Source organism: Hydrogenophaga sp. (assembly GCF_028698005.1).
GTDB lineage: Bacteria > Pseudomonadota > Gammaproteobacteria > Burkholderiales > Burkholderiaceae_C > Hydrogenophaga.
In genome coordinates this window covers 19,815-44,069 of the sequence record NZ_JAQVEJ010000003.1, presented here as the reverse complement: position 1 = coordinate 44,069, position 24,255 = coordinate 19,815, and the positions used below count along the sequence as shown (strand labels likewise).

Here is a 24,255-nt window from a genome sequence, read left to right as displayed (position 1 = left end):
CCCATCCCCCGTTGCGGAAGAGGAAGCCAAGACAGGCCGCCGTGCCTGCAGCGGATGCTTCATCGCGTGCAGCAGATAGCGCCCGGTCAGCGAATCCGCGGACGCCGAAAGGTCGGCCACCGAGCCCTGCGCCACCACGCGGCCGCCGCGCTTGCCCGCGCTCGGGCCGATGTCGATGATGTGGTCGGCGCGGCGGATCGTGTCCTCGTCGTGCTCCACCACCACCAGCGTGTTGCCCATGTCGCCCAGCTTGTGCAGGGCGTCCAGCAGGATCTGGTTGTCGCGCGGATGCAGGCCGATGGTCGGCTCGTCCAGCACGTAGCACACACCCTGCAGATGGCTGCCGAGCTGCGCCGCCAGCCGGATGCGCTGCGCCTCGCCGCCCGAGAGGGTCGGCGCGCCGCGGTCCAGCGTCAGGTAACCCAGCCCGACGTCTTCGAGGAAGGCCAGGCGGCTTTCGATCTCGGGCAGCAGGTCGCGCGCGATATCGGCCTCGCGCCGGGACAAAGGCCCCCACGCTCCGCCGCTGACGCGGGTCGCTGCCCCCCGGGGGGGCTGATCCGGCTGGGGGCGGCCCGGCGCCGGATCGTTGCCCCCACGCTCCGCCGCTTCGCGGGTCGCTGCCCCCCGGGGGGGCTGATCCGGCTGGGGGCGGCCCGGCGCCGGATCGTTGCCCCCACGCTCCGCCGCTTCGCGGGTCGCTGCCCCCCGGGGGGGCTGATCCGGCTTGGGGCGGCCCGGCGCCGGATCGTCATTCGCACCGTCAACACCCATCATGGCGCGGACCCACTGTCGGACTTCGCTGACCGAGAGGCGGGCGATGTCGGTGATCGACGTGCCGCCGAATCGCACGGCCCGCGCCTGCGCGTTCAGGCGCGTACCCGCGCAACTGGGGCACGCCTCGTCCACCAGGCCGTCCACCTCGGGCTCGGCGAAGCTCTGCTCGCGCCCGCGCTGGTCGTCATCGCGCACGGAATCGTCGAGTGCCTTGCGCTGTTCGCGCGTGAGCCGAACGCCCGTGCCCACGCAGTCCGGACACCAGCCGTGCTTGCTGTTGTAGGAGAACAGGCGCGGATCGAGCTCCGGGTAGCTGGTGCCGCAGGCGGGACAGGCCCGCATGGTGGAGAACACCTCCAGCGACCCCAGGCCCTGGGTCGAGCGGCCTTCGGCCAGTGCCTGCGCCAACCCGTCGAGCGGGGCCAGCACATGCACCGTGCCCTTGCCGATCTCCAGCGCCTTGGCAAGCTGGCCGCGCAGCCAGGCCTCGTTGGCCGGGTCGATCAGACCGTCGGCCACGGGCAGCTCGATGGTGTGTTCCTTGAAGCGGTCGATACGCGGGAAGTCGCTGGTCGGCAGAAACTCGCCATCCACGCGCAGATGCGTGTAGCCGCGCGGGCGCGCCCAGTCGGCCAGTTCCGTATAGACACCCTTGCGGTTGACGACCAGGGGCGCCAGCAGGCCGATGTGGCGACCGCGGTAGCGTGTGAGAATGGCCGCGACGATGCTGTCGGGGCTTTGCGGCTGCACGGCGGCACCGTCGTGCACGCAGTGCTGGGTGCCGAGCTTGACGTAGAGCAGGCGCAGGAAGTGCCAGACCTCCGTGGTGGTGCCGACGGTCGATTTGCGGCCGCCGCGGCTCAGGCGCTGCTCGATGGCGACGGTGGGCGGGATGCCGTACACCGCATCGACCTCGGGCCGGCCGGCGGGCTGCACGATGGAGCGCGCGTAGGCGTTGAGGCTTTCGAGGTAGCGGCGCTGGCCTTCGTTGAACAAAATGTCGAAGGCCAGCGTGGACTTGCCCGAACCGCTGACGCCGGAGATGACGTTGAACTGGCCGCGCGGGATGTCGACGCTGAGGTTCTTGAGGTTGTGTTCCTTGGCGTTGACGATGCGGATCGCGTTTTTATGGGCAGGCGCTGCCAAGGGGCGGGGGGCGCCGGGCTCCTCATACGGCAAGCCCAAATCGTCGCCCGGCGCCCCCCGCCCCTTGGCGGACACTGGCATGCCCGCGATGTTGGATCGACGAGGGTTCGCCGGGGATGGGGGGCTGCCGGGCGACGATTTGGCGAGAGCGTATGAGGAGCCCGGCAGCCCCCCATCCCCGGCAGCGAGCACCCAAGACAAAGCCCCAGACTCCCGCGCCACCAAAGACTCCCCCATCACCTGCGCATAGTCGCGCAGCGCCTGCGCCGTGTGGCTGGCGGGGTGCTTGCGCACCTCCTCGGGAGGCCCTTCGGCCACGATGCGGCCGCCGCCCGAGCCACCCTCGGGCCCGAGGTCGATCAGCCAGTCGGCGCTGCGGATCACGTCGAGGTTGTGCTCGATCACGATCAGCGAATGGCCCGCCTCCAGCAGCTTGCGCAAGGAGCGCATCAGCTTGGCGATGTCGTCGAAATGCAGGCCGGTGGTCGGCTCGTCGAACAAGAACAGCGTGCCCTTGCGCGCCAGCGGCTGGCTGCGCGGCCCCTTGGCGGCGCTGCGGGCGGCCTCGGCCAGAAAACCCGCAAGCTTCAGGCGCTGTGCCTCGCCACCGGACAGCGTGGGCACCGGCTGGCCCAGGCGCACGTATTCCAGCCCCACGTCCACGATCGGCTGCAGGGCGCGGATCACCTCTCGGTCGGCCTTGAACAGTTGCGCCGCCTCGCTCACCGTCAGCGCCAGCACCTCGGCCACCGTCATGAGGCGGCCGCCGCGCTCGATGCGCACCTCCAGCACCTCGGCCCGGTAGCGCTTGCCGTCGCAGTCGGGGCAGCGCAGGTACACATCGGAGAGGAACTGCATCTCGACGTGCTCGAAACCCGATCCGCCGCAGGTCGGGCAGCGCCCGTCACCGCTGTTGAAGCTGAACTTGGCGGCGGTGTAGCCGCGCTGGCGTGCCAGCGGCGCATCGGCGAACAGGGCACGGATCGCATCCCAGGCGCCAACGTAGCTGACCGGATTGGAGCGTGCCGTCTTGCCGATGGGTGACTGGTCGACATAGACCACGTCACTCAGGTGATCGGCACCCAGCAGGCGGTCGTGCGCGCCTGGCGACTCGGTGGCCTTGCCGAAGTGACGCAGCAAAGCGGGCGCCAGCACATCCTGGATCAGCGTGGACTTGCCCGAGCCCGAGACGCCGGTGACGACGACCAGGCGCTGCAGCGGGATCTCGACGTCGATGTGCTGCAGGTTGTGCTCGCGCGCGCCTTCGAGGATGAGGCGCGGCGTGCTGTCGGTGACCATGCGCTTGAAACCCATGCCGACCTGCTTGCGCGCGCCGAGGTAGGCGCCGGTGAGGGTGTCGGCCTGGCGGATGGCTGCGGGCGTGCCGTCGAACACGATCTGTCCGCCGCGCTCGCCGGGGCCGGGCCCCATGTCGATGAGACGGTCGGCAGCGAGCATGACGGCCGGGTCGTGTTCGACCACCACCAGGGTGTTGCCGGCGTCACGCAGGCGCAGCATGGCGTCGTTGATGCGCGCCATGTCGCGCGGGTGCAGGCCGATGCTGGGCTCGTCGAGCACGAACAGGGTGTTGACCAGCGAGGTGCCGAGCGCGGTGGTCAGGTTGATGCGCTGCACTTCGCCGCCGCTGAGGGTGCGGCTCTGGCGATCCAGCGTGAGGTAGCCGATGCCGACCTCGCAGAGGTAGCGCAGGCGGGTGTTGATTTCGTCGAACAGCAGCTTGAGGGCCTGCTGTTCGCCAGTGGGCCTGGCAGGCTCCTGGGGACTCGCTGGTCCGGCAGGGCTCACGCCGGGTTCCTCATACGGCTCACCCCCCGGTGAATCGGACCTCGCCAGTGCCAGGGAATCGGTCAGCGAATCAAAAAACCGCCGCAGATCCGACAACGGCATCAGCATCAGGTCGTGCAGGCACAGGCCGGGCAGCGCCTCCAGCCGCGCGCGCGTCCATGCCACGCCCTGCGGCATGTGGCGACGCTCCGGTGGCAGCACGGCGTCGGCCTGGGCCTTGGTGCCGATGCGCCACAGCAGGCTGTCGCCCTTGAGCCGTGCGCCCGCGCACACCGGACACTCGGTGTAACTGCGGTACTTGGACAGCAGCACCCGGATGTGCATCTTGTACGCCTTGCTCTCCAGGTACTCGAAGAAGCGGGCGATGCCGTACCACTGCTGGTTCCACTTGCCGTTCCAGTTCGGCGAGCCGGACTTCACCCAGTGCTGCTGCTCGGGCGTCAGCTTGTTCCACGGCGTATCACGCGGAATGCCCGCCGCCTCGGCGTGCCGCATCAGGTCGTCCTGGCACTCCTTCCAGGCCGGCGTCTGGAACACCTTCACCGCCCCGTTGCGCAGACTCAGTCGCTCGTCCGGGATCACCAGCCCGTAATCGACGCCGATGACCCGGCCAAACCCCCGGCAGGCCTCACAGGCACCCACTGCCGAGTTGAACGAGAACATCGACGGCACCGGGTCGGCGTAGCGGATGTCGCTCTCGGGGCAATGCAGGCCCGTCGAAAAACGCCAGATGTCGGGCTCGCCCTCCTCGCGCAGCGCGTACACCATCAGCTTGCCGCTGCCACGCTTGAGGCCGACCTCGATCGCCTCCATCACGCGCGCCGGCTCGGCGCTCGACAGGCGGAATCGGTCAGCCACCACATCAAGCACACGAACCTCCTGCGCGGGCACCGGCTTGGCCTTGCGGCCTTTCGCCGGCTGCGCCTCGACGGTCTGCGCCTCACGCCGCACAATGCGCTCGGCCTGCACGCGCGTGTAGCCGCTGGCCGAGAGCCATTGTTCGACCTCCTCGGGCGTGGCGCTGGCCGGCAGTTCGACCGGGAAGGTCACGACCAGCCTGGGGTCCCCCTGCTCAGCCGCCCGCCGCTGCAGCTCGGCGCAGATCGTCTCGGGCGAGTCGTGCCGCACCGGCAGGGCAGTGTCGCGGTCGAACAACCGGGCACCGCGCGCAAACAGCAGCTTCAGGTGATCGTTCAACTCGGTCATCGTGCCGACCGTGGAGCGCGAAGAGCGCACCGGGTTGGTCTGGTCGATCGCGATGGCCGGTGGCACCCCTTCCACGCGGTCCACGGCCGGCTTGTCCATGCGGTCCAGGAACTGGCGCGCGTAGGCGCTGAAGGTCTCCACATAGCGCCGCTGACCCTCGGCGAACAGGGTGTCGAACACCAGGCTCGATTTGCCCGAGCCGCTCGGGCCCGTCACCACCGTCAACTCGCCGGTGCGGATGTCCAGGTCGAGGTTCTTGAGGTTGTGCTGGCGGGCACCCCGGATGCGGATGAAGCCCACCCCTTCTCCGGCCACCTGGGCATGTTTGCCGGTCACCGGCGGGCTGGCGTCATCTTGGGCGCGGGCGCCGGGGGACGGGGGTGGCACATCAGCAGGCATAGGGCAGCGGCTCCAGACAGGCAGCCTGCCATTCTACGGAGCGCCGTCGTGCCCTGAAGGGGACTTTCGCGATGCCCCCATGATCTGCGCCGACCGCACGGCGGCCGGCGCCTGCCCTCTGCCGGGGCAGCCCCTTCAGCCCTTGGCGATGAGCACGGGGATCGGCGAATGTGTCAGCACTTTCTGCGCGACGCTGCCCAGGATCAGCGCCGTGACGCCCTTGCGCCCGTGCGAGGCCATGACGATAAGGTCGCAACCCTCGGCCTTGGCGGTATCGAGGATGCCTTCATAGACCACGTTGCGTTCGATGGTGTCGCCAGAGAAACGCACGCCTGCAGCCGCGCACGCTTTGCTGATGGCATCCAGCGCCTCGCTGGCTGCCAGCTTGGCCTCGGACAGGTAGGCCTGCAGACCAACCGCCGAAGCATCACCAATACCGATGTAGGGAAACGGGTCGATCACGTACACGCCCACCACTTCGGCGCCCTGGCTCTGGGCCAGCTGGGCAGCCATGGTGGCGGCCGATGCGGCCAGTTCGGAGCCATCGGTCGGGACGAGGATTTTCTTGAACATGATCGATCTCCTGCTAAGTCATTAGGGCATCGGTGGCGCGCCAGCGAACCCCGCAAGGTGCCCTGCACACAACGCTCCACCGGCGCATCGGAACCTGCATCCTAGCGCAGTCACCGCCCGGCCGGCTTGCGACGTGTCAAGGGCAACCGGGCGCCATCGCGCTTGCGCCGGCCATGCCATGCGGTTACACTGAAAAAAGACCAAGCGGATTTTTTCGACTTGGCTCTGCAGGCCAGCGGCCCGTCTTACGGACACCGGTCGCGCCTGCTTCGTTCAACGGCCTGCTGGGTCGCTTGAGTTTTTTTGTAGGTCCCCTTCGAGGGGCCGACCGGTCATGCGGCAAGCCGTTTCGGCGCACATGACCGTTCGCCAGAAGCAGTTCCGCTCGTGCGGAGCCACGCTTCCCCACAAACAACCCATGGCATGACCCTTTCAGGCACAGGCGCACCCGCATCTTCGCTTTCCTTCGATTTCCGACCCGCTCGTACGTCCGATGGCGCCACGCTGTGGCGCCTGGTGCAGGCCACCGGCACACTGGAGCTGAACTCCCCGTACCTGTACCTGCTGATGGCCACCGACTTCGGCGACACCTGTTTGCTGGCCCGGTATCAGGGCCAGCCCGCCGGCGCCGTGATCGGCTACCGGTCTCCGCGCGAGCCTGAGGCGGCCTTCGTGTGGCAGGTGGGCGTACTGCCCGCCTACCGCGGCCAAGGGCTGGGTCTGCAGATGCTTGAGGCCTGGCACCAGCTGCCGGCCAACCGGGATGCGCGCTGGATCACCGCCACGGTCGATCCGGACAACCGTGCTTCGCGTGCGCTCTTCGGCGCCCTGGCCCGCCGGCTGTGTGCCCCTCTGGCCGTGCAGCCGCACTTCACACCCGACCTGTTTCCTGTCGATCACCCGGCCGAGCCGCTGCTGCGGATCGGACCGATTCCCCGGGACGAGCCCGGTCACCCCCGCTGAGGGGTTGCCCCGCAGAGCCGGCGTGCACCGCACGCCTGCGCACGTCCCCATGCCCCGAGAAAGGAGAGGAGTTTTCATGAATATTTTCGAACAGCACGAATCAGAGGTGCGTGGCTATTGCCGCAGCTTTCCGACGGTGTTCGCATCGGCCAAAGGCGCCTGGATGACCGACACCAACGGCCGCCGCTACCTGGATTTCTTCAGCGGTGCCGGCGTGCTGAACTACGGCCACAATCCCGATCGCCTCAAGCAGGCCCTGCTGGCTTACCTGATGCGCGACGGCATCACGCACACGCTGGACATGTACAGCGAGGCCAAGGCCGCCTTCATCGAGGGCTTCCAGCAAACCATCCTCGCACCGCGCCAACTGACCTACAAGCTGCAGTTTCCCGGCCCCACCGGCACCAATGCCGTCGAAGCGGCCCTGAAGCTGGCCCGCAAGGTCACCGGCCGTGAAACGGTGGTGAGCTTCACCAACGCCTTCCACGGCATGTCGCTGGGCTCGCTGTCGGTCACCGGCAACGGCTTCAAGCGCGCCGGCGCCGGCATTCCGCTGACCCACGCGGCCTTCATGCCGTTCGATGGCTACATGGGCGAGAACACGGACACGCTGGACTACCTGGAGTCCGTGCTGCTGGACAACGGCAGCGGCACCGAGCTGCCGGCTGCCGTGATCGTCGAAACCGTGCAGGCCGAGGGTGGCGTCAACGTCGCCAGTGCCGACTGGCTGCGCCGGCTGCGCGAGGTCACGCAACGCCACGGCATCGTGCTCATCGTCGACGACATCCAGGTGGGCTGCGGACGCACGGGGCACTTCTTCAGCTTCGAGGAAGCCGGCATCGTGCCGGACATCGTCACGCTGTCCAAATCACTCTCGGGCTACGGCCTGCCACTGGCGCTGGTGCTGATCCGGCCCGATCTGGACCAATGGGCACCCGGCGAGCACAACGGCACCTTCCGCGGGAACTGCCCCGCCTTTGTCACGGCCACGGCGGCGCTGGGGTACTGGCGCGATACCGGACTGCAGGAGGCAGTCGATCGCAAGTGCGCCCTGGTGCAGACGCATCTTGAACGCATGCTGCACCAGCACGGTGTCGAAGGCAGCGTGCGCGGCAGAGGCCTGATCCACGGCGTCGAGTTTGCAGACACGTCGCTGGCGTCCCGCATCTCGCAGGCCTGCTTCGAGCGCGGTCTGGTGATTGAAACCGCCGGCATCGAAGACCAGGTGCTCAAGCTGCTGCCCAGTCTGACCATCCGGGAAGACGAGCTCGCACATGGGCTCGACATCATCGATCAGGGTCTGCGCGCGGCCCTGAGCCAGGGGCTGCGCCAGGCTGCCTGAACCCGCCCGCCACCCCCATTCAACAAGGAACTCTCACATGATCGTCAAACATCTCAATGACATCCTGGGCACGGCCGCCGACGTCGATACGGAGGGCTGGACCAGCCGCCGCCTGATCTACAAGGACGCGGGCATGGGCTACTCGGTCAACGACACCATCATCAAGCCGGGTGCCGAGCTGGAAATGCAATACCGCAACCACCTGGAGACCGTGTACTGCATCGAAGGCGCGGGCGAGATCACCGACCTGGCCACCGGCGTCACCCACCCGATCAGCGTGGGCACCATCTACGCGCTCAACCAACACGACCACCACATCCTGCGCGCCAACAAGGGCACGCACATGCGCATGGTGTGCGTGTTCAACCCGCCGCTGACCGGACGCGAGGTGCACGACGAGACTGGCGCGTACGCGCTGAGCGACTGAAGACAAGGAGGGCCCCGACCATGATGCAAAGCACCGCCCACACCGCCCACGTCCGGGCGGACGACCGCTACCCTTCGCGCCACGCACCGGTGGCGCAAATCAGCCCGCGTCAGGATCCGGTGGTTCACGGCAAGACCGGCGAAGGACCGCTGACACAGCACCAGTTGCTGTTCTACGAAGACAACGGCTACCTCAGCTTCGACGCATTGCTGGACGAAGCCGACATCAGCGCCGCCCTGCAGGAACTGCACCGGCTGCGCCATGACGAGGCCACCAAGCGCATGGATGAAGCGGTGATTGAGCCCGACAGCCGCGAACTGCGCTCGATCTTTGCCGTGCACCGCTCCAGCGAGGTCCTGCACCGGCTGAGCCAACACCCCAGGCTGGTGGCAATCGCACGTCAGTTGCTCGGCGGCGATGTCTACATCCACCAGTCACGCGTCAACTACAAAGGGGGATTCCGGGGCAAGGAGTTCTACTGGCACTCCGACTTCGAGACCTGGCACGTCGAGGACGGCGTTCCGGCCATGCGCATGGTCAGCTGCTCGATCAGCCTGACCGCCAACACCCCGCACAACGGGCCACTGATGCTCATCCCGGGCTCGCACCAGCGCTACATTTCATGCGTGGGCGCAACGCCCGAGCAGCACTACAGGGATTCGCTGCGTCGCCAGGAAGTGGGCGTACCCGACGACGACAGCCTGACCCAGCTGGTCAACGACTTCGGCATCACAGCCCCCACGGGGCTGGCCGGCGCCGTGACCTTCTTCGAGTGCAACATCATGCACGGTTCGAACTCGAACATCACGCCCCTGCCGCGCAGCAACATTTTCATTGTCTACAACAGCGTGGACAACACCCCGGTGGCCCCCTTCTGTGGCCTGGCCCCGCGCCCCAACTTCATCGCCGAGCGACAGGACTTCACCCCCCTGCCGTACCCCGCGCCCCGCTGATACCACCACCGAGGAGTCATAGCCATGAAAGTCACACCGCAAACATCCCCCCTGCGTCGCGCCCTGGTGGCGCTGGCCGGCGCCTGTGCCCTGCTGGGTACCGGCATGGCACAGGCGCAGACCACGCTGGACAAGCTGCGCGAGCAGGGTTACATCCGCGTCGGCTTTGCCAACGAGTCACCCTACTCGTTCGCGACGGCCTCGGGCCAACTCACCGGCGAGTCGCCCACCGTGTTTCGCCACATCATGCAGAAGCTGGGCGTGAAAGAAGTGGACGGCGTTCTCACCGAATGGGGCGCGTTGATCCCAGGACTGCGTGCCGGCCGCTTCGATGCCATCGTGGCCTCGATGTACATCACACCCACTCGCTGCAAGCAGGTCATCTTCGCCAACCCCACCTACGGTATCGGCGAAGCACTGGTGGTGAAGAAAGGCAATCCGGAGGGCATCGACACCTACGACGACGCGGCGAAGAAAGGCGCCAAGATCGCCTTCGTTGCCGGCACGGCCGAGATCGAGCATGGCCGCATGGCCGGCATGAAGTGGGACCAGCAGGTCATCGTGCCCGACTTCGCCGCGGCGGTGGCCAATGTGAAGTCCGGCCGCACCGCCGCGGCCGCGTTCACCTCGTTGACGGCGCAAGACCTCGCCAGCAAGGACGACGCCATCGAGCGCGCCAAGCCCTTCACCTTCGAGCACGAGGGCAAGAGCTACCGCGGCGAAGGCTCATTCGCCTTCCGGCCCGACGACACCGCGCTGCGCGACGCAGTCAATGCCGAGCTGGCCCGGTTCATCGGCACGCCCGAGCACTTGGCGATGGTCAAGGAATTCGGCTTCGACGAATCCAACCTGCCCGAAAAAACGGCCGATCAGCACTGCGCCGGCGAGTAAGACGGAGCCGCCGTGGCGATGCCCCCCAAACTGACGCTGGCCCTCGTGGCAGGCACCCTGGCCTTCGCGGCCGGCCTGTACGTGGCCAGCCTGACCCCGCTGGGTGATCTGATACCCGAGCTGTTGCGCGGCGCCCAGGTCACGGCGGTGGTGGCCCTGGGCGGGTCGCTGTTCGCGCTGGCGATGGCACTGCTGGCCGGCCTGACCCGGTTGTACGGCCCCGCGCCGCTGCGCTGGCTCGCCTTCGCCTACATCGAAACCTTTCGCGGCACCTCGGCGCTGGTGCAACTGTTCTGGCTGTTCTTCGTTCTGCCACACTTCGGCATCACGCTCGCGCCCATGGCCGTCGGCATCATGGCGCTGGGCCTGAACGTGGGTGCCTACGGGGCCGAAGTGGTGCGTGGGGCCATCGGTTCGGTGGCCCAGGGGCAGTGGGAGGCCGCCGCCGCACTGAACCTGAGCCGCGCCCAGACACTGCGCCGCATCGTGCTGCCTCAGGCCTTCGTGGCCATGATTCCCCCCTGGGGCAACCTGTTGATCGAGCTGCTCAAGGCCACCTCACTGGTCTCGCTCATCACGCTGTCCGACCTGGCCTTCAAGGCCCAGCAGCTCAACCAGAACACGCTGCGCACCGTGGAGATATTCGGCTCCGTGCTGCTGGTGTACCTGGCGATGTCCCTGCTCATCACCGCCGGCATGCGCTCGCTGGAGCGGCGCGCCTCCCGTGGCCTGCGCCGGGGCAAGGTGGCCTGAATGAAGATCTGGGACTGGGACTACGCCTGGGAAGTGCTGCCCATCCTGGCCGAAGCGTCGGTGGTGACGCTGCAGGCCACCCTGGCTGGCTTCTTGCTGGCGCTGGTGGTGGGCCTGCTGTTCGCCGTGGGTCGCATGACCGGTCCGGCATGGCTGCGCTGGTCGGTCACGGGGGTGGTGGAGTTTCTGCGTTCCACTCCCTTGCTGATCCAGATCTTCTTCCTGTACTACGTGATGCCCGAGTTCGGCATCACGCTCGACGCCATGCCGACGGGCGTGCTGGCCCTGGGCCTGCACTACGGTGCCTACTGTGCCGAGGTGTACCGTGCCGGGCTGGACAACGTGCCCCGGGGGCAGTGGGAAGCGGCCATCGCGCTCAACCTCTCGCCCTGGGTCACCTTCCGCCGCGTGATCCTGCCGCAGGCCATTCCGCCCATCGTGCCGGCACTGGGCAACTACCTGGTGGCCCTGTTCAAGGAAACGCCCCTGCTGTCGGTGATCGCGGTGCTGGAACTGATGCAGACCGCCAAGATCCTGGGCTCCGAGAGCTTCCAGTACACCGAGCCCATCACGCTGGTGGGCCTGTTTTTTCTGGCCTTCAGCCTCGTTTCGGCGGCACTGATCCGGCAGGTGGAAAAGGCACTGCAACCGCGCGCGGGGAGGCGCACATGAACAACAGGAACGACACGACGCCCGGGGCCGAGGACGCACCACCCATGGTGCGCTTTGCCGGCGTGACCAAGCGCTACGGCGACCTGGTCGTGCTCGACTCGCTCGACCTCGATGTGGCCGCACACGAAAAGGTTGCCATCATCGGGCCCTCCGGATCGGGCAAAACCACCGTGCTGCGCATGCTCATGACACTGGAGACCATCGACGATGGCACCATCTGGGTGGATGGCGAGCCATTGACGCACATGGAGCGGGGAGGTGCGCTGGTGCGCGCCGACCCCCAGCATCTGCGGCGGATGCGCGGCCACATCGGCATGGTGTTCCAGCACTTCAACCTGTTTCCCCACATGACGGCGCTGAAGAACTGCATGGAGGCGCCCATCACCGTCCTGGGTTTGAGCCGGGACGAGGCGCGCGAGCGCGCGGGCGAGTTGCTGTCGATGGTGGGCCTGGGCGACAAGCTCGATCACTATCCCTCGCAACTTTCGGGCGGCCAACAGCAGCGCGTGGCCATCGCACGGGCCCTGGCCATGCGCCCCAAGGTGATGCTGTTCGACGAGGTGACCTCGGCGCTGGACCCCGAACTGTGCGGCGAGGTGCTCAGCGTGATCCGGACGCTGGGCCGCGAACATCGGCTGACCATGCTCATGGTCACGCACCAGATGGGATTTGCGCGCGAGTTCGCCGACCGCGTGTGCTTCTTCGATCAGGGCCGCATCCTGGAACAGGGGCCTGCCGAGGCCTTCTTCGCCCAGCCCCGCGAGGCCCGCACGCAGCAGTTCCTGCGCGCGGTGATGGAAGCGGTCTGAGCGTCCCGCGGGGGTGCCGGTCAGGCCCGGGACTGGGCCGCGCCGGGCAGGCGCGCCGCCGCGGCCCAGCCCTCGCCCTGGAACCAGGCGCCGCCGTCGAGCGCGTCGCGCAGCATGGGCAGGGCATCCAGTCCCCAGAAGACCCGGCCATCGACCACCATGGCGGGCGTGCCGAACACGCCAGCGGCCATGGCCTCATCGGTGTTGGCGCGCAACTGCGCGCGAACCGGCTCGCTGTCGGCACCCGGCCATTCGCCGCCCCGCTCGGCCACGTGGTCGCGCAGCAGCCGCTCCAGGCCCTGCAGGCGCTCGGGTGATGCCGCATCGGCGCCGCCCTCCCAGACGTGGCGAAACAGCAGCCCGGTCACGTAGCGGCTGGTGTCGCCCGGCAGCGGGCTGCTCGCGGCGGCCAGCCCCAGCCGCAGCAGCGGCAGGGGATTGAACGGATGCGCCGCCGGCAGCTCCAGCACCGTCCCCTGCTGCTGCGCCAGCCATTGGGCATGGCGGAAGGTCCACTCCCGCTTGTCCGGAATTTCGGCCGGCCCCAGTTGTCCCCGCGCCTTGAGCAGACCGCCCAGGAACAAGGGCCGGTAGCGCACCCGCCCGCTCAGTCCCATCAGCGTCTGCGGCAGACGTTCGAAGGCCAGCCAGGCATACGGCGATATCGGGTCGTACCAGAAGGTGATGTCGTGTACGTGCCGCTGACCCATCGCCGTGTCTCCTTGTCCTGCGCCCACCCCGTCAGCTCCGCGCCGCCGGCATCTGCCGTGCCTCGATCCGCGCCCAGGCCTCCAGTCGCTCACGGTCGGTCAGGCGCGCCCAATCGGCGATTTCGTCGAGCGTGCGGTAACAGCCTCGGCACAGCCCGGTCTGCTCGTCCATCTGGCATACCGAAATGCAGGGCGACGGGACCTCCCCCGGCACATGGCGTGCGCGCGCATCGTCGAGGTTGATCAGGGGGCGCGGGCGCGGCGGCGCGGGGCTTCTGCGGCGGCCGAACAGTCTGTCGAACAAACCCATGGCACCGGCCCCCTCAGACCACAACCGTCACGTCGTGCACCGGCGCGCCCGTCAGGCGGCGCAGGTCATCGGGCGACAGCCGGAACACGCCGTGCGGATGCCCGGCCGCCGCCCAGATCGTGTCGAAGCGGAACAATTGCTCGTCAATCAGGGTCAGCGGTGGCTCGGCATGCGCCAGGGGCGACACGCCGCCGATCGAGAAGCCCGTCTTGGCCTTGACGAAATCGGCATCCGCCCGACCCAGCTTGCCACCCGCTTCGCCGCAGACGATGGCCTGCACCTTCTTCTCGTCCACCCGCAGGTCGCCGGAGGTGATGACCAGCACGGCGCGGTCGTCCGACTTGCGGCGGAAGATGATGCTCTTGGCGATCTGGCCAAGCGCCACGCCGAGCGCGTCGGCCGCCTGCTGGGCCGTGCGCGCCGCGTCGTCGAGCATGACCGGGACATGCGGATGGCCCAGCGCGGCCAGGGCATCGGCCACCCGGCGCACGCCCGGCGGCAGACTGGCCCGGGAAGGGGCAAATACAGATACGGTGTCACTCATAGGGTGGTGATGGTAGCTCGCGTTGCGTCAGGCTGCCGCCCGCTTGACCATGAACAGGCCGGCCCCCATGGCCATGAGGACGCCGCCGAAGACGCGGTTCTGGGCCCGCCGGGCGCGCGCCGTGGCCAGCCAGCGTTGCGCGCGCGAAGCCAGGAAGGCATAGCCGTGCATGACGATGACGTCGGTAACGATGGTGGTGGCCAGCAGAATGAGCAGTTGCCGCCACAGCGGCCGCGCCGGGTCGATGAACTGGGGCAGCACGGCCACCATGAACACGATGCCCTTGGGGTTGGTGACATTGGTGAGAAAACCCAGCAGCAGGCGCTCGCGCACGTCCGGCACGCCGGCCGGCACCGCATCGGCCGGACCGGGCTTCGGCGCCTCGCCCTGCGGCACCGGCGCCATCCACTGCCGCCAGCCCAGCCAGAGGAGATAGACCGCGCCCACGACCTTGACCACGGTGAAGGCGGTGGCCGAGGCCACCAGCAGCGCGCCCACGCCCAGACCGGCCACGAGCAGGACCGCCGCCAGCCCCAGTTGCAGGCCGGCGATGGTGGCACGGGTGGCGCGCACGCCATAGGCCAGTCCGTGCGTCATCGACAGCACGGCACCCGAGCCCGGCGACAAGGCGATGACCCAGGCAGCGGCAAGGTAGGCCAGCCAGACGTGCAGATCCATGATGACGGCAAGACGACGAAGATGTTCAGGCCGTCATGATGCCATCGCCGCCCGTGCCTTGCCGGCCCGGGGTTTCAGGCGCAGACCGCCGATGCCCGCTTGGCCAGCAGCGCACGGCCGACGCGTGATCCCGTGGGGCGACCGAGCTGCTCGCTGATCCAGGCACCGGTATCGACCAGGGCATCGAGGTCGATGCCGGTGTCAATGCCCATGCCGTGCAGCATGTAGACCACGTCTTCCGTGGCGACATTGCCGGTGGCGCCCTTGGCGTAGGGGCAGCCACCCAGACCGGCGACCGAGGACTGGAAGTTCCACACGCCCAGCTCCAGCGCGGCCAGGGTATTGGACAGCGCCTGGCCGTAGGTGTCGTGGAAATGCCCGCACACGTGGTCGATGTCGAAGTGCCGGAGAGCGGCCTCGAACGCGGCCCGCACCTGGCGCGGCGTGCCCACGCCGATGGTGTCGGCGACGTCCACGCGCTGCACGCCGATGCCTTTCATGAGACCGGCCAGATAGGCCACGCGCTCCGGGTCCACCTCGCCCTCGTAGGGACAGCCGACCGTGCAGCTCATGGCGCCGCGCACCCGGATGCCGGCCGCCAGCGCCACCTCGACCACGGGCGCGAAGCGTTCGATGCTCTCGGCGATCGAGCAGTTGATGTTCTTCTGGCTGAAGGCCTCGCTGGCGGCGCCGAAAACGACGATTTCGTCGGGCTTGTCCAGTGCCGCCGCCTCGTAGCCCTTCAGGTTGGGCGTGAGCACCGAATACAGCACGCCGGGCTGGCGCGTGATGCCGCTCATGACGGCATGGTTGTCGGCCATCTGCGGCACCCACTTGGGCGACACATAGCTGGTGACCTCGATCTCCTTCAGGCCGGCGGCCTGCAGGCGGTGCACCAACCCGATCTTGACCTCGGCGGACACGGGCTGCTTTTCGTTCTGCAGGCCGTCGCGCGGGCCGACATCGATGATCTTGACGTGGGTGGGGAGGTGCGGGTTCATCGGTGAGGTTCTCCTGAAAGTCGTTCGGCACTCAGTAGCCGCGCGCGGTATCGACGACGCCGGTCACGGCATCGCCGCGTTCGAGCGCACGGATCTTGCCGGCGATCTGCGCGATGCTTTCGTCGCGCAGCGTGCGCGCCGAGGTATGGGGTGTGATGGTGATCTTCGGGTGCTGCCAGAACGGGTGCCCCGCCGGCAGTGGCTCGGTTCGGAACACGTCGAGCGTGGCGCCGGCAATGTGGCCTTCGTCGATCAGCGCGAGCAGGTCTTCCTCGACCAGGTGCGCGCCGCGCGCCACGTTGATCACGTAGGCGCCCGCACGCAGGCGCGAGAGCGTGCCCCGGTTCATGATGCCCTGCGTCTCGGGCGTCAGCGGCAGCAGGTTGACGAGCACGCGCGTGGCGGCCAGAAATTCGTCGAAGCCTGAAGCGCCACTGAAGCTGCGCACACCCTCGATGGCCTTGGGCGAGCGGCTCCAGCCGAGCACCGGAAATTCGAACTGCGCCACCGTGCGCGCCACGCGCTCGCCCAGCACCCCCAGTCCCATCACACCGACGGGAAAATCCTCGCGCCGTGGGGGGTGGATGTAGCTCCAGTCGCCCTCGCGCATCCGGGCTTCGTACAGGTCCAGTCCCCGGAAATGGCGGATCAGCGCCTGGCTCACGTACTCGGCCATCTGCACCGCCATGCCCGCGTCATCCATCCGCACGACACGCAAGGACGGCGGCAGGCGCAGCTCCAGCAGGCGGTCCACACCGGCGCCGATGTTGAACACGGCCTTGAGCGCCGACTGTTCGTCGATGAACTGCTGCGGCGGCACCCAGACCACGGCGTAGTCCGCCGGCGGCGCGCCGGGCTCCCAGGCGCTGACCTCGACCCCGCCGTCGATGTCCTGCAAGGCGGCGGCCAGCCCCTGCAGCCAGGGCTCGGCCTTGATATTGGCACAGCAGAAAGCGATCTTCATGGGACACGAGCGTACCGCGCCTGGCCCATGCGCGTCGTCACTGCACCGAAAGCCTGAGCAGTTCCGCCCCCTCGACGACCTGGTCACCGGGCGCATACAGCAACTCGGTCACCGTGCCGTCGGCGGGCGCCGCGATGGTGTGTTCCATCTTCATCGCTTCCATCACCGCGAGCGCCTGGCCCTTTTTCACGGCATCGCCGGCCTGGACGGCGAAGGACACCACCTTGCCGGGCATCGGCGCGGTCAGGCGCCCACCCTCGGCCGCCGTCTCGCCCGCATGGGCGAGCGCATCGAGCTCGGTGATCACCGTGGCGCCCAGATCGCTGAACACGTGCACGGTTTCATCGCGCTGCCAGGTCTGCACCGTCAGGCGCCGGTCCTGGAACTGCAGGTCCAGCCGCGTGCCGCTGTCGGCCGGCAAGGGCCGGAACGCCAGCGGCCCGGCCTGATCGCCCACGCTCAGGTGCAGCGCGCCATCGGCCAGGTAGCTCAGTTGCACCGTCAGCGCCTCGCCCTGGAACTCGAAGTCGAAGCGGCGCCGCGTCAGGCCGAAGGGGCGCCAGCCGTCGGTGCGCGAGAACGGATCGGCCGTTTCACCGGCGCGCTCACGGACCAGGGTCTGCGCCACGGCCGCCGCCACGGCCAGCTCGCGGCCGACGCTCTCCTGCCGGAACAGGCTCGGCGCTTCGCGCTGGATGAGCGCGGTGTCGAGCCGGGCCTGCGCGAACGACGCGCTGCGCGCCACATGGCGCAGGAACTGCACGTTGGTCGCCAGGCCCACGATGTGCGTGTCGGCCAGCGCCGCGTCCAGCCGCGCCAGCGCCTGCTCGCGCGTGTCGCCGTGCACGATCAGCTTGGCGACCATGGAGTCGTAGAAGGGACTGATCGCGTCGCCCTCGCGCACGCCGTCGTCGAAGCGCACGGCCCCGGGCGTGAAGCCCGTGCAGGCCGGTTTGCGGTAGACGTCGAGCCGACCGGTGGCCGGCAGGAATTCGTTGTCCGGGTTTTCGGCACAGATGCGCGCCTCGATCGCGTGGCCCCGGATCGACAGCTCCTCCTGCCGCAGCGGCAGCGGCTCGCCGCTGGCCACCCGCAGTTGCCACTCCACCAGATCCAGGCCGGTGATGGCCTCGGTCACCGGGTGCTCGACCTGCAGGCGCGTGTTCATTTCCATGAAATAAAAGCGCATCTGCTCGGGATGGTCGTAACCGCCCGGCTGCTCGACGATGAATTCCACCGTGCCGGCACCCACATAGTTCACGGCCCTGGCCGCCGCCACCGCCGCCAGGCCCATGGCCTGGCGCAGCTCGGGCGTCATGCCCGGCGCCGGCGCCTCCTCCAGCACCTTCTGGTGGCGCCGCTGCACCGAGCAGTCGCGCTCGAACAGGTAGACGCAGTTGCCGTGCGTGTCACCGAAGACCTGGATCTCGATGTGGCGCGGGCGCTGCACGTATTTCTCGATCAGCACCGCTTCGCTGCCAAAGCTGTTGCGTGCCTCGCGCTGGCAACTGGCCAGGGCGGCAGCGAAGTCCTCGGCCTTCTCGACCGCACGCATGCCCTTGCCACCGCCGCCGGCGCTGGCCTTGATCAGCACCGGATAACCGATGCGGTCGGCCTCGTGCTTGAGCAGGTGCGGGTCCTGGTCGGCACCGTGGTAGCCCGGCACCAGCGGCACACCGGCCTGCTCCATCAGGCGCTTGGACTCGGCCTTCAGGCCCATGGCCTGGATGCTGGCGGCCGACGGACCGATGAACACCAGGCCGTTGGCCGCACAGGCCTCGGCAAAGGCCTCGTTCTCGCTCAGAAAGCCGTAGCCCGGATGGATGGCCTGCGCGCCGGTGGCCTTGGCCGCGGCGATGATGCGCTCCCACTGCAGGTAGCTGTCCCGGGGGGCGCTGCCACCGATGTGCACCGCCTCGTCGCAGGCGGCCACGTGCTTGGCATGGACATCGGCGTCGGAATACACGGCCACCGTGCGCACGCCCAGACGGCGGGCCGTGGCCGCCACACGGCAGGCGATTTCACCGCGGTTGGCGATCAGGATTTTCTTGAACATGGCAGGCTCTAGACAGGGGCAGACGAAAGGAAGGCGCGCAGACGACGCAGGGCGGCGCGCAGGAACTTGAACAGGAACCAGGTGACGATCCACATCAGGATCACCACGAAGACCAGCAGCACACCGAACAGCAAGGGGTGGGTCGTGGCCAGCCACACCGCCGCCACGACCATGCCGTCCTCGGCCAGGCTCATGCCGACGTTGGAGAACGGCTCCGGCGAGGCGTTGATGGCCGCGCGCGTGCTGGTCTTGGCCGCCTGGCTGGTGGCGGCCAGCGTGCCGCCCATCAGCGCGGCGACCAGGGCCATGGTGGCGTTGTCGGCGCCGAACACGCCGGCGGCCAGCGCCGCGCCGGCCGGCACGCGGATCACGCTGTTGACGATGTCCCAGAGCGAATCCAGCCCCGGGATCTTGTCGGCGAAGAACTCGACGAACAGCAGCGCGCCACTGGTGGCCAGCACGGCCGGGTGCTGCAGCAGCGCCAGGCCCTGCGGCAGCTCGATCCCGCCGACGGCCCCCAGGGCGCCCACGAGGAACACCACCGCGTAGAGACGGAAACCGCTGGCCCAGCCCAGCGCCGCCGCCAGCGCCAGCAGGCCGGGCATGTCGAGGGCTTGCAGGGCCTGGTCCATGGGGATCAGGCGAGCCAGGAGGGCTTGCGCTTTTGCAGGAAGGACTGCACGCCCTCGCGGCCTTCATCAGTGGCGCGGATGTCGGCAATGCCTTCGACCGTCGAGGCGATCAGCGCCGCGCCGATCTCGCGCTCGGCCACGTCCTGCACCAGCCGCTTGCACGCCCGCAGCGCGTTCGGGCTGGCGGCCAGGAAGGCCTTGACGAAGCCGTCCACCTTGACATCGAGCTCCTCGGTCGTCGCCGCCAGTTCGTGCACGAAGCCGATGCGCTGCGCCTCGGCGGCGCTGAAGCGTTCGGCGGTCAGGAAGTAGCGGTGCGCCGCGCGTGCGCCCATGGCGCGGATCACGTACGGGCTGATGGTGGCGGGGATGAGCCCCAGCCTGACCTCGCTCAGGCAGTAGGCCGCCGTCTCCAGGCTGACCACCACGTCGCATGCGGCCACCAGACCCGTGCCGCCCGCGTACACGTCGCCCTGCACGCGCGCGATCGTGGGCTTGGGGCACTCGTAGATGGTCCGCAGCATGGCCGCGAGTTCGCCGGCATCGGCCAGATTCTCCGCGCGGGTGTAGTCGGCCATGCGGCGCATCCAGTTCAGGTCGGCACCGGCGCAAAAGGCCGGACCTTCGGCAGCCAGCACCACGGCGCGCACGTCGTCCCGCGCACCGACCGATGCAAACGTGGCCTTGAGTTGCTGGATCACCTCGTCGTTGAAGGCGTTGCGCACCTCGGGGCGGGTAAGCGTGATGCGGGCGATGCGGTCGTGGACCGTCAGGGTCAGTGCGGAGCTCATGCCTTGGATTCCTCTTGCAGCAGGTAGACCAGATCCAGTTCCGGGCTGGTGTGGCCGAGCGCGGTGAGCGCGGCGGTGACCTGGCCGCGGTGGTGGGTACCGTGGTTGAACACATGGGCCAGCGTGGCCGCGAAAGGCAGGCGCACCGCCTGGCCACGCATGTTGGTATAGCCCAGCGCGCCATCGAAGCGCTCGCCGGGCCAGGACGCGATCAGCGGCAGCCAGTTGGCCGCGCCACCCCTGAGCGCCTGCGCGAGCCGTCCGCGGTCGGGTTCGACCTCGGCGTTCAGCGCCACCGTGGGCGATGTGCCGCTGGCAAACCGCGGATACCAGAGCATGTGCTCGCCCACCAGCAGGTGGTTCAGCGTGCCGTGGATGCTCCCGAAGAACAGCCCCACGTCCTGGCGGTAGTCGGCGTCGGACACCGCTGCCACGGCATCGAGCAGGCGCTGTGTGGCCCAGACGTTGTAACGGGCCAGTTGCAGGAAGTGGGTGCGCGCGTCCATGCCATCACATCCGGAACAGGCCGAACTTGGTCTCGGGAATGGGCGCGTTCAGCGCGGCGCTCAGGCCCAGCGCCAGCACGCGGCGCGTGTCGGCCGGGTCGATGACGCCGTCGTCCCACAGGCGCGCGGTGGCGTAGTAGGGGTGCCCCTGCACCTCGTACTGCTCCTTGATCGGCGCCTTGAAGGCAGCCTCCTCCTCGGCGCTCCAGCTACCGCCCCTGGCCTCGATGCCATCGCGCTTGACGGTGGCCAGCACGCTGGCGGCCTGCTCGCCGCCCATCACGCTGATGCGCGCGTTCGGCCACATCCAGAGGAAGCGCGGCGAATAGGCGCGGCCGCACATGCCGTAGTTGCCGGCACCGAAGCTGCCACCGATGATGACGGTGAACTTGGGCACCTGGGCCGTGGCCACGGCCGTCACCATCTTGGCCCCATTGCGCGCAATGCCTTCGTTCTCGTACTTGCGGCCGACCATGAAACCGGTGATGTTCTGCAGGAACACCAGCGGCGTCTTGCGCTGGCAGCACAGCTCGATGAAGTGCGCGCCCTTGAGTGCCGACTCGCTGAACAGGATGCCGTTGTTGGCGATGATGCCCACCGGCATGCCCTCGATGCGCGCGAAGCCGCACACCAGCGTGGTGCCGAAGCGCGCCTTGAACTCGTCGAACTCGGAGCCGTCAACGATGCGGGCGATGATCTCGCGCACGTCGAAGGGCTTGCGCGTGTCGGTCGGGATCACGCCGTAGAGCTCCTCGGCCGGGTACAGCGGCGCCACCGGATCGACCGTGGCGATCGGTGGTTCCTTGCGGGCGTTCAGGTTCCTCACCGCCTGGCGCGCCAGCGCGATGGCGTGCAGGTCGTTCTGCGCCAGGTGGTCGGCCACGCCCGAGAGGCGCGTGTGGACGTCGCCGCCGCCCAGGTCCTCGGCACTGACCACCTCGCCGGTGGCTGCCTTCACCAGCGGCGGGCCGCCCAGGAAGATGGTGCCCTGGTTCTTGACGATGATGGTCTCGTCGCTCATGGCCGGCACGTAGGCGCCGCCGGCGGTGCACGAGCCCATGACCACGGCGATCTGCGCGATGCCCTGCGCGCTCATGTTGGCCTGGTTGTAGAAGATGCGGCCGAAGTGGTCACGATCGGGGAAGACCTCGTCCTGGTTGGGCAGGTTGGCGCCGCCCGAGTCCACGAGGTAGATGCAGGGCAGGCGGTTCTGCTGCGCCACTTCCTGCGCGCGCAGGTGCTTCTTCACCGTCAGCGGGTAGTAGGTGCCGCCCTTCACCGTGGCGTCGTTGCAGACGATCATGCAGTCCACACCGCTGACGCGGCCGATGCCGGCGACGATGCCGGCGCAGGGCGCGGCACCGTGGTACATGCCGTGCGCGGCCAGCGGTGCCAGCTCCAGAAAGGGCGTGCCCGGATCGAGCAGCATCTGCACGCGCTCGCGCGGCAGCAGCTTGCCGCGCGCGGTGTGCTTGGCGCGTGCCGCCTCGCCGCCGCCCTGGGCCGCCTGGTCGATCTGTGCCTTCAGATCATCGACCAGCGCGCGCATGGCGGCCGCATTGGCCTGGAAATCGGCGGAACGGGCATTGAGCCGGGTGTCGAGAATGGTCATGGCGTGTCGGTAGGTCAGGCGGTCTTGGCTTCGGCCAGGCCCAGTTCTTCCTTCATCGCCTCGCGAATCCTGAACTTCTGGATCTTGCCGGTCACGGTCATGGGAAAGGCGTCAACGAACTTGATGTAGCGCGGCACCTTGTAGTGGGCGATCTGGCCCTTGCAGAAGGCGCGGATGTCCTCGTCCGTCAGCGCCTGGCCGGGCTTGGCGATGACCCAGGCGCACAGCTCCTCGCCGTACTTCGGGTCGGGCACGCCCACCACCTGCACGTCCTGCACCTTGGGGTGGCGATAAAGGAACTCCTCGATCTCGCGCGGGTAGACATTCTCGCCGCCGCGGATCACCATGTCCTTGATGCGGCCGACGATGTTGACGTAGCCCTCGTCATCCATGGTCGCCAGGTCGCCGGTGTGCATCCAGCCCTCGGCGTCGATGGCCTCGGCGGTGCGCGCCGGGTCATCCCAGTAGCCCTGCATCACGGAATAGCCGCGCGTGCACAGCTCGCCACGCTCGCCCACCGGCACGGTCTGGCCACTGTCGGGGTCGATGATCTTGACCTCCAGGTGCGGCTGCACCTGACCGACGGTCGAGACGCGCTTGTCCAGCGGCGTGTCGGTGCGGCTCTGGCAGCTCACGGGGCTGGTCTCGGTCATGCCGTAGGCAATGGTGACCTCCTGCATGTGCATCTCGGACTGCACGCGCTTCATCACCTCGATCGGGCACGGCGAGCCGGCCATGATGCCGGTGCGCAGCGTGGACAGGTCGAACGCCTGGAAGCGCGGGTGATCCAGCTCGGCGATGAACATCGTGGGCACGCCGTGCAGGCCGGTGCAGCGCTCGGCCTGCACGGCCTGCAGCACCGACAGCGGCTCGAAGGCGTCGTTGGGATAGACGATGCAGGCGCCGTGCGTGAGGCAGGCCAGGTTGCCCAGCACCATGCCGAAGCAGTGGTACAGCGGCACGGGAATGCACAGCCTGTCCTGCTCGGTCAGCTTCATGGCCTCGCCGATGAAAAAGCCATTGTTCAGAATGTTGCGGTGCGTCAGCGTGGCACCCTTGGGGAAGCCCGTGGTGCCGCTGGTGAACTGGATGTTGATGGGGTCGCGCGCCGTCAGCAGCCGCGCCACCGACGCCAGTTGCGCATCGGCCGGGTCGCCCGTCTTCATCAGGTCGGAAAAGCGCATGAAGCCGGCCTCGTCCTCGCCCTGGCCCTCGACGTCGATCCAGATCAGGTGCCGCAGTTGCGGCAGCCGCTCGGCACGCCACTCACCCGGCGCGGCCTGCGCCAGCTCGGGCGCCAGTTCACGCAGCATGCCGATGTAGTCGCTCGTCTTGAAGCGCGGCATGGTCACCAGCGCCCGGCATCCCACCTTGTTGAGGGCGTATTCGACCTCGGACACGCGGTAGGCCGGGTTGATGTTGACCAGCACCAGACCGGCCTTGGCCGTGGCCATCTGCATCAGCACCCATTCGGCGTTGTTGTGCGACCAGATACCGATGCGGTCGCCCGCTTTCAGCCCCAGGCCCAGCAAGGCACTGGCCAGCCGGTTGCTCTCGGTCTGCAACTGCCGGTAGGTGTAGCGGCGCTGCTGATGCAGCACCACCAGCGCCTCGCGCTCGGGGAAGCGCTCGACCATGTCATCGAAAAATGCGCCGATGGGTTGATCGATCAGCGGCAGGTTCGTGTCGCCACGGGCATAACTGTCGGTAAAGGTCGCCATGCGTGATGTCTCC

General features: G+C 68.2%; 22 protein-coding genes. 8 read left to right on the top strand and 14 right to left on the bottom strand.

Going from position 1 to position 24,255, the window contains the following annotated elements; genetic code table 11:
• Together uvrA and PHQ87_RS00780 are read right to left on the bottom strand one after the other, a co-directional pair.
• The coding region (gene uvrA, locus PHQ87_RS00785; protein WP_300230215.1) for an excinuclease ABC subunit UvrA at positions 1-5,271 on the bottom strand (5,271 nt) is incomplete at its 3' end.
• Between the two features lie 198 nt (positions 5,272-5,469).
• On the bottom strand, positions 5,470-5,907 hold the full coding sequence (locus tag PHQ87_RS00780; protein WP_300230213.1) for a universal stress protein: 438 nt from the start codon (positions 5,905-5,907) through the stop codon (positions 5,470-5,472).
• 423 nt (positions 5,908-6,330) lie between these two features.
• On the opposite strand from PHQ87_RS00780, the gene ectA reads away from it, so the two are divergent.
• The 8 genes from ectA (at position 6,331) to ehuA (ending at position 12,717) form a co-directional block, all read left to right on the top strand.
• Positions 6,331-6,870 (top strand): diaminobutyrate acetyltransferase, encoded by a 540-nt coding sequence (gene ectA, locus PHQ87_RS00775; protein WP_300230211.1) that lies wholly within the window; start codon positions 6,331-6,333, stop codon positions 6,868-6,870.
• Positions 6,871-6,946: 76 nt separating this feature from the next.
• Positions 6,947-8,212, top strand: coding sequence for a diaminobutyrate--2-oxoglutarate transaminase (gene ectB, locus PHQ87_RS00770; protein WP_300230209.1), 1,266 nt, complete (start codon positions 6,947-6,949; stop codon positions 8,210-8,212).
• 37 nt (positions 8,213-8,249) lie between these two features.
• A complete protein-coding gene (locus PHQ87_RS00765; RefSeq protein ID WP_300230207.1) occupies positions 8,250-8,639 on the top strand; it encodes an ectoine synthase in 390 nt (129 codons plus the stop codon).
• 20 nt (positions 8,640-8,659) lie between these two features.
• The gene (gene thpD, locus PHQ87_RS00760) at positions 8,660-9,592 is read left to right on the top strand and encodes an ectoine hydroxylase (RefSeq protein WP_300230205.1); all 933 of its coding nucleotides are present in this window, start codon (positions 8,660-8,662) and stop codon (positions 9,590-9,592) included.
• A 24-nt stretch (positions 9,593-9,616) separates the two neighbouring features.
• Positions 9,617-10,483 carry an ectoine/hydroxyectoine ABC transporter substrate-binding protein EhuB gene (ehuB, locus tag PHQ87_RS00755; protein ID WP_300230203.1) on the top strand — a complete coding sequence of 289 codons (867 nt, stop codon included), beginning with the start codon at positions 9,617-9,619 and terminating at the stop codon, positions 10,481-10,483.
• Between the two features lie 99 nt (positions 10,484-10,582).
• Positions 10,583-11,236 (top strand): ectoine/hydroxyectoine ABC transporter permease subunit EhuC, encoded by a 654-nt coding sequence (ehuC, locus tag PHQ87_RS00750; protein ID WP_300230235.1) that lies wholly within the window; start codon positions 10,583-10,585, stop codon positions 11,234-11,236.
• Positions 11,237-11,908, top strand: a complete 672-nt coding sequence (gene ehuD, locus PHQ87_RS00745) for an ectoine/hydroxyectoine ABC transporter permease subunit EhuD (RefSeq protein WP_300230201.1) — start codon at positions 11,237-11,239, stop codon at positions 11,906-11,908.
• On the top strand, positions 11,905-12,717 hold the full coding sequence (gene ehuA / locus PHQ87_RS00740; protein WP_300230198.1) for an ectoine/hydroxyectoine ABC transporter ATP-binding protein EhuA: 813 nt from the start codon (positions 11,905-11,907) through the stop codon (positions 12,715-12,717). The genes ehuD and ehuA overlap by 4 nt, the downstream gene beginning before the upstream one ends.
• 20 nt (positions 12,718-12,737) lie before the next feature.
• Here ehuA and PHQ87_RS00735 read toward each other — a convergent pair whose 3' ends face one another.
• From PHQ87_RS00735 to PHQ87_RS00680, 12 genes are all read right to left on the bottom strand, one after another.
• On the bottom strand, positions 12,738-13,427 hold the full coding sequence (locus tag PHQ87_RS00735; RefSeq protein WP_300230196.1) for a 2-hydroxychromene-2-carboxylate isomerase: 690 nt from the start codon (positions 13,425-13,427) through the stop codon (positions 12,738-12,740).
• 31 nt (positions 13,428-13,458) lie between these two features.
• Positions 13,459-13,737, bottom strand: a complete 279-nt coding sequence (locus PHQ87_RS00730) for a DUF1289 domain-containing protein (protein WP_300230194.1) — start codon at positions 13,735-13,737, stop codon at positions 13,459-13,461.
• A gap of 13 nt (positions 13,738-13,750) precedes the next feature.
• The gene (locus tag PHQ87_RS00725) at positions 13,751-14,281 is read right to left on the bottom strand and encodes a YbaK/EbsC family protein (RefSeq protein WP_300230192.1); all 531 of its coding nucleotides are present in this window, start codon (positions 14,279-14,281) and stop codon (positions 13,751-13,753) included.
• A 27-nt stretch (positions 14,282-14,308) separates the two neighbouring features.
• Positions 14,309-14,959: a LysE family transporter gene (locus PHQ87_RS00720; protein WP_300230190.1), complete on the bottom strand. Its 651-nt coding sequence runs from the start codon at positions 14,957-14,959 to the stop codon at positions 14,309-14,311.
• Between the two features lie 74 nt (positions 14,960-15,033).
• Positions 15,034-15,960 carry a hydroxymethylglutaryl-CoA lyase gene (locus PHQ87_RS00715; RefSeq protein ID WP_300230189.1) on the bottom strand — a complete coding sequence of 309 codons (927 nt, stop codon included), beginning with the start codon at positions 15,958-15,960 and terminating at the stop codon, positions 15,034-15,036.
• Positions 15,961-15,991: 31 nt separating this feature from the next.
• A complete protein-coding gene (locus PHQ87_RS00710) occupies positions 15,992-16,924 on the bottom strand; it encodes a glyoxylate/hydroxypyruvate reductase A (protein ID WP_300230187.1) in 933 nt (310 codons plus the stop codon).
• A gap of 37 nt (positions 16,925-16,961) precedes the next feature.
• Complete coding sequence (locus PHQ87_RS00705) at positions 16,962-18,980, bottom strand: acetyl/propionyl/methylcrotonyl-CoA carboxylase subunit alpha (protein ID WP_300230185.1); 2,019 nt, start codon at positions 18,978-18,980, stop codon at positions 16,962-16,964.
• A gap of 8 nt (positions 18,981-18,988) precedes the next feature.
• Positions 18,989-19,612 (bottom strand): DUF4126 domain-containing protein, encoded by a 624-nt coding sequence (locus PHQ87_RS00700; RefSeq protein ID WP_300230183.1) that lies wholly within the window; start codon positions 19,610-19,612, stop codon positions 18,989-18,991.
• Positions 19,613-19,617: 5 nt separating this feature from the next.
• On the bottom strand, positions 19,618-20,403 hold the full coding sequence (locus PHQ87_RS00695; RefSeq protein ID WP_300230181.1) for an enoyl-CoA hydratase/isomerase family protein: 786 nt from the start codon (positions 20,401-20,403) through the stop codon (positions 19,618-19,620).
• Positions 20,400-20,909: a DinB family protein gene (locus PHQ87_RS00690; protein WP_300230178.1), complete on the bottom strand. Its 510-nt coding sequence runs from the start codon at positions 20,907-20,909 to the stop codon at positions 20,400-20,402. Before PHQ87_RS00690 ends, PHQ87_RS00695 begins: the two co-directional genes overlap by 4 nt.
• Before the next feature lie 4 nt (positions 20,910-20,913).
• On the bottom strand, positions 20,914-22,521 hold the full coding sequence (locus PHQ87_RS00685) for a carboxyl transferase domain-containing protein (protein ID WP_300230176.1): 1,608 nt from the start codon (positions 22,519-22,521) through the stop codon (positions 20,914-20,916).
• A 14-nt stretch (positions 22,522-22,535) separates the two neighbouring features.
• Positions 22,536-24,242 (bottom strand): AMP-binding protein, encoded by a 1,707-nt coding sequence (locus PHQ87_RS00680; protein WP_300230174.1) that lies wholly within the window; start codon positions 24,240-24,242, stop codon positions 22,536-22,538.
• Positions 24,243-24,255: the final 13 nt, after the last annotated feature.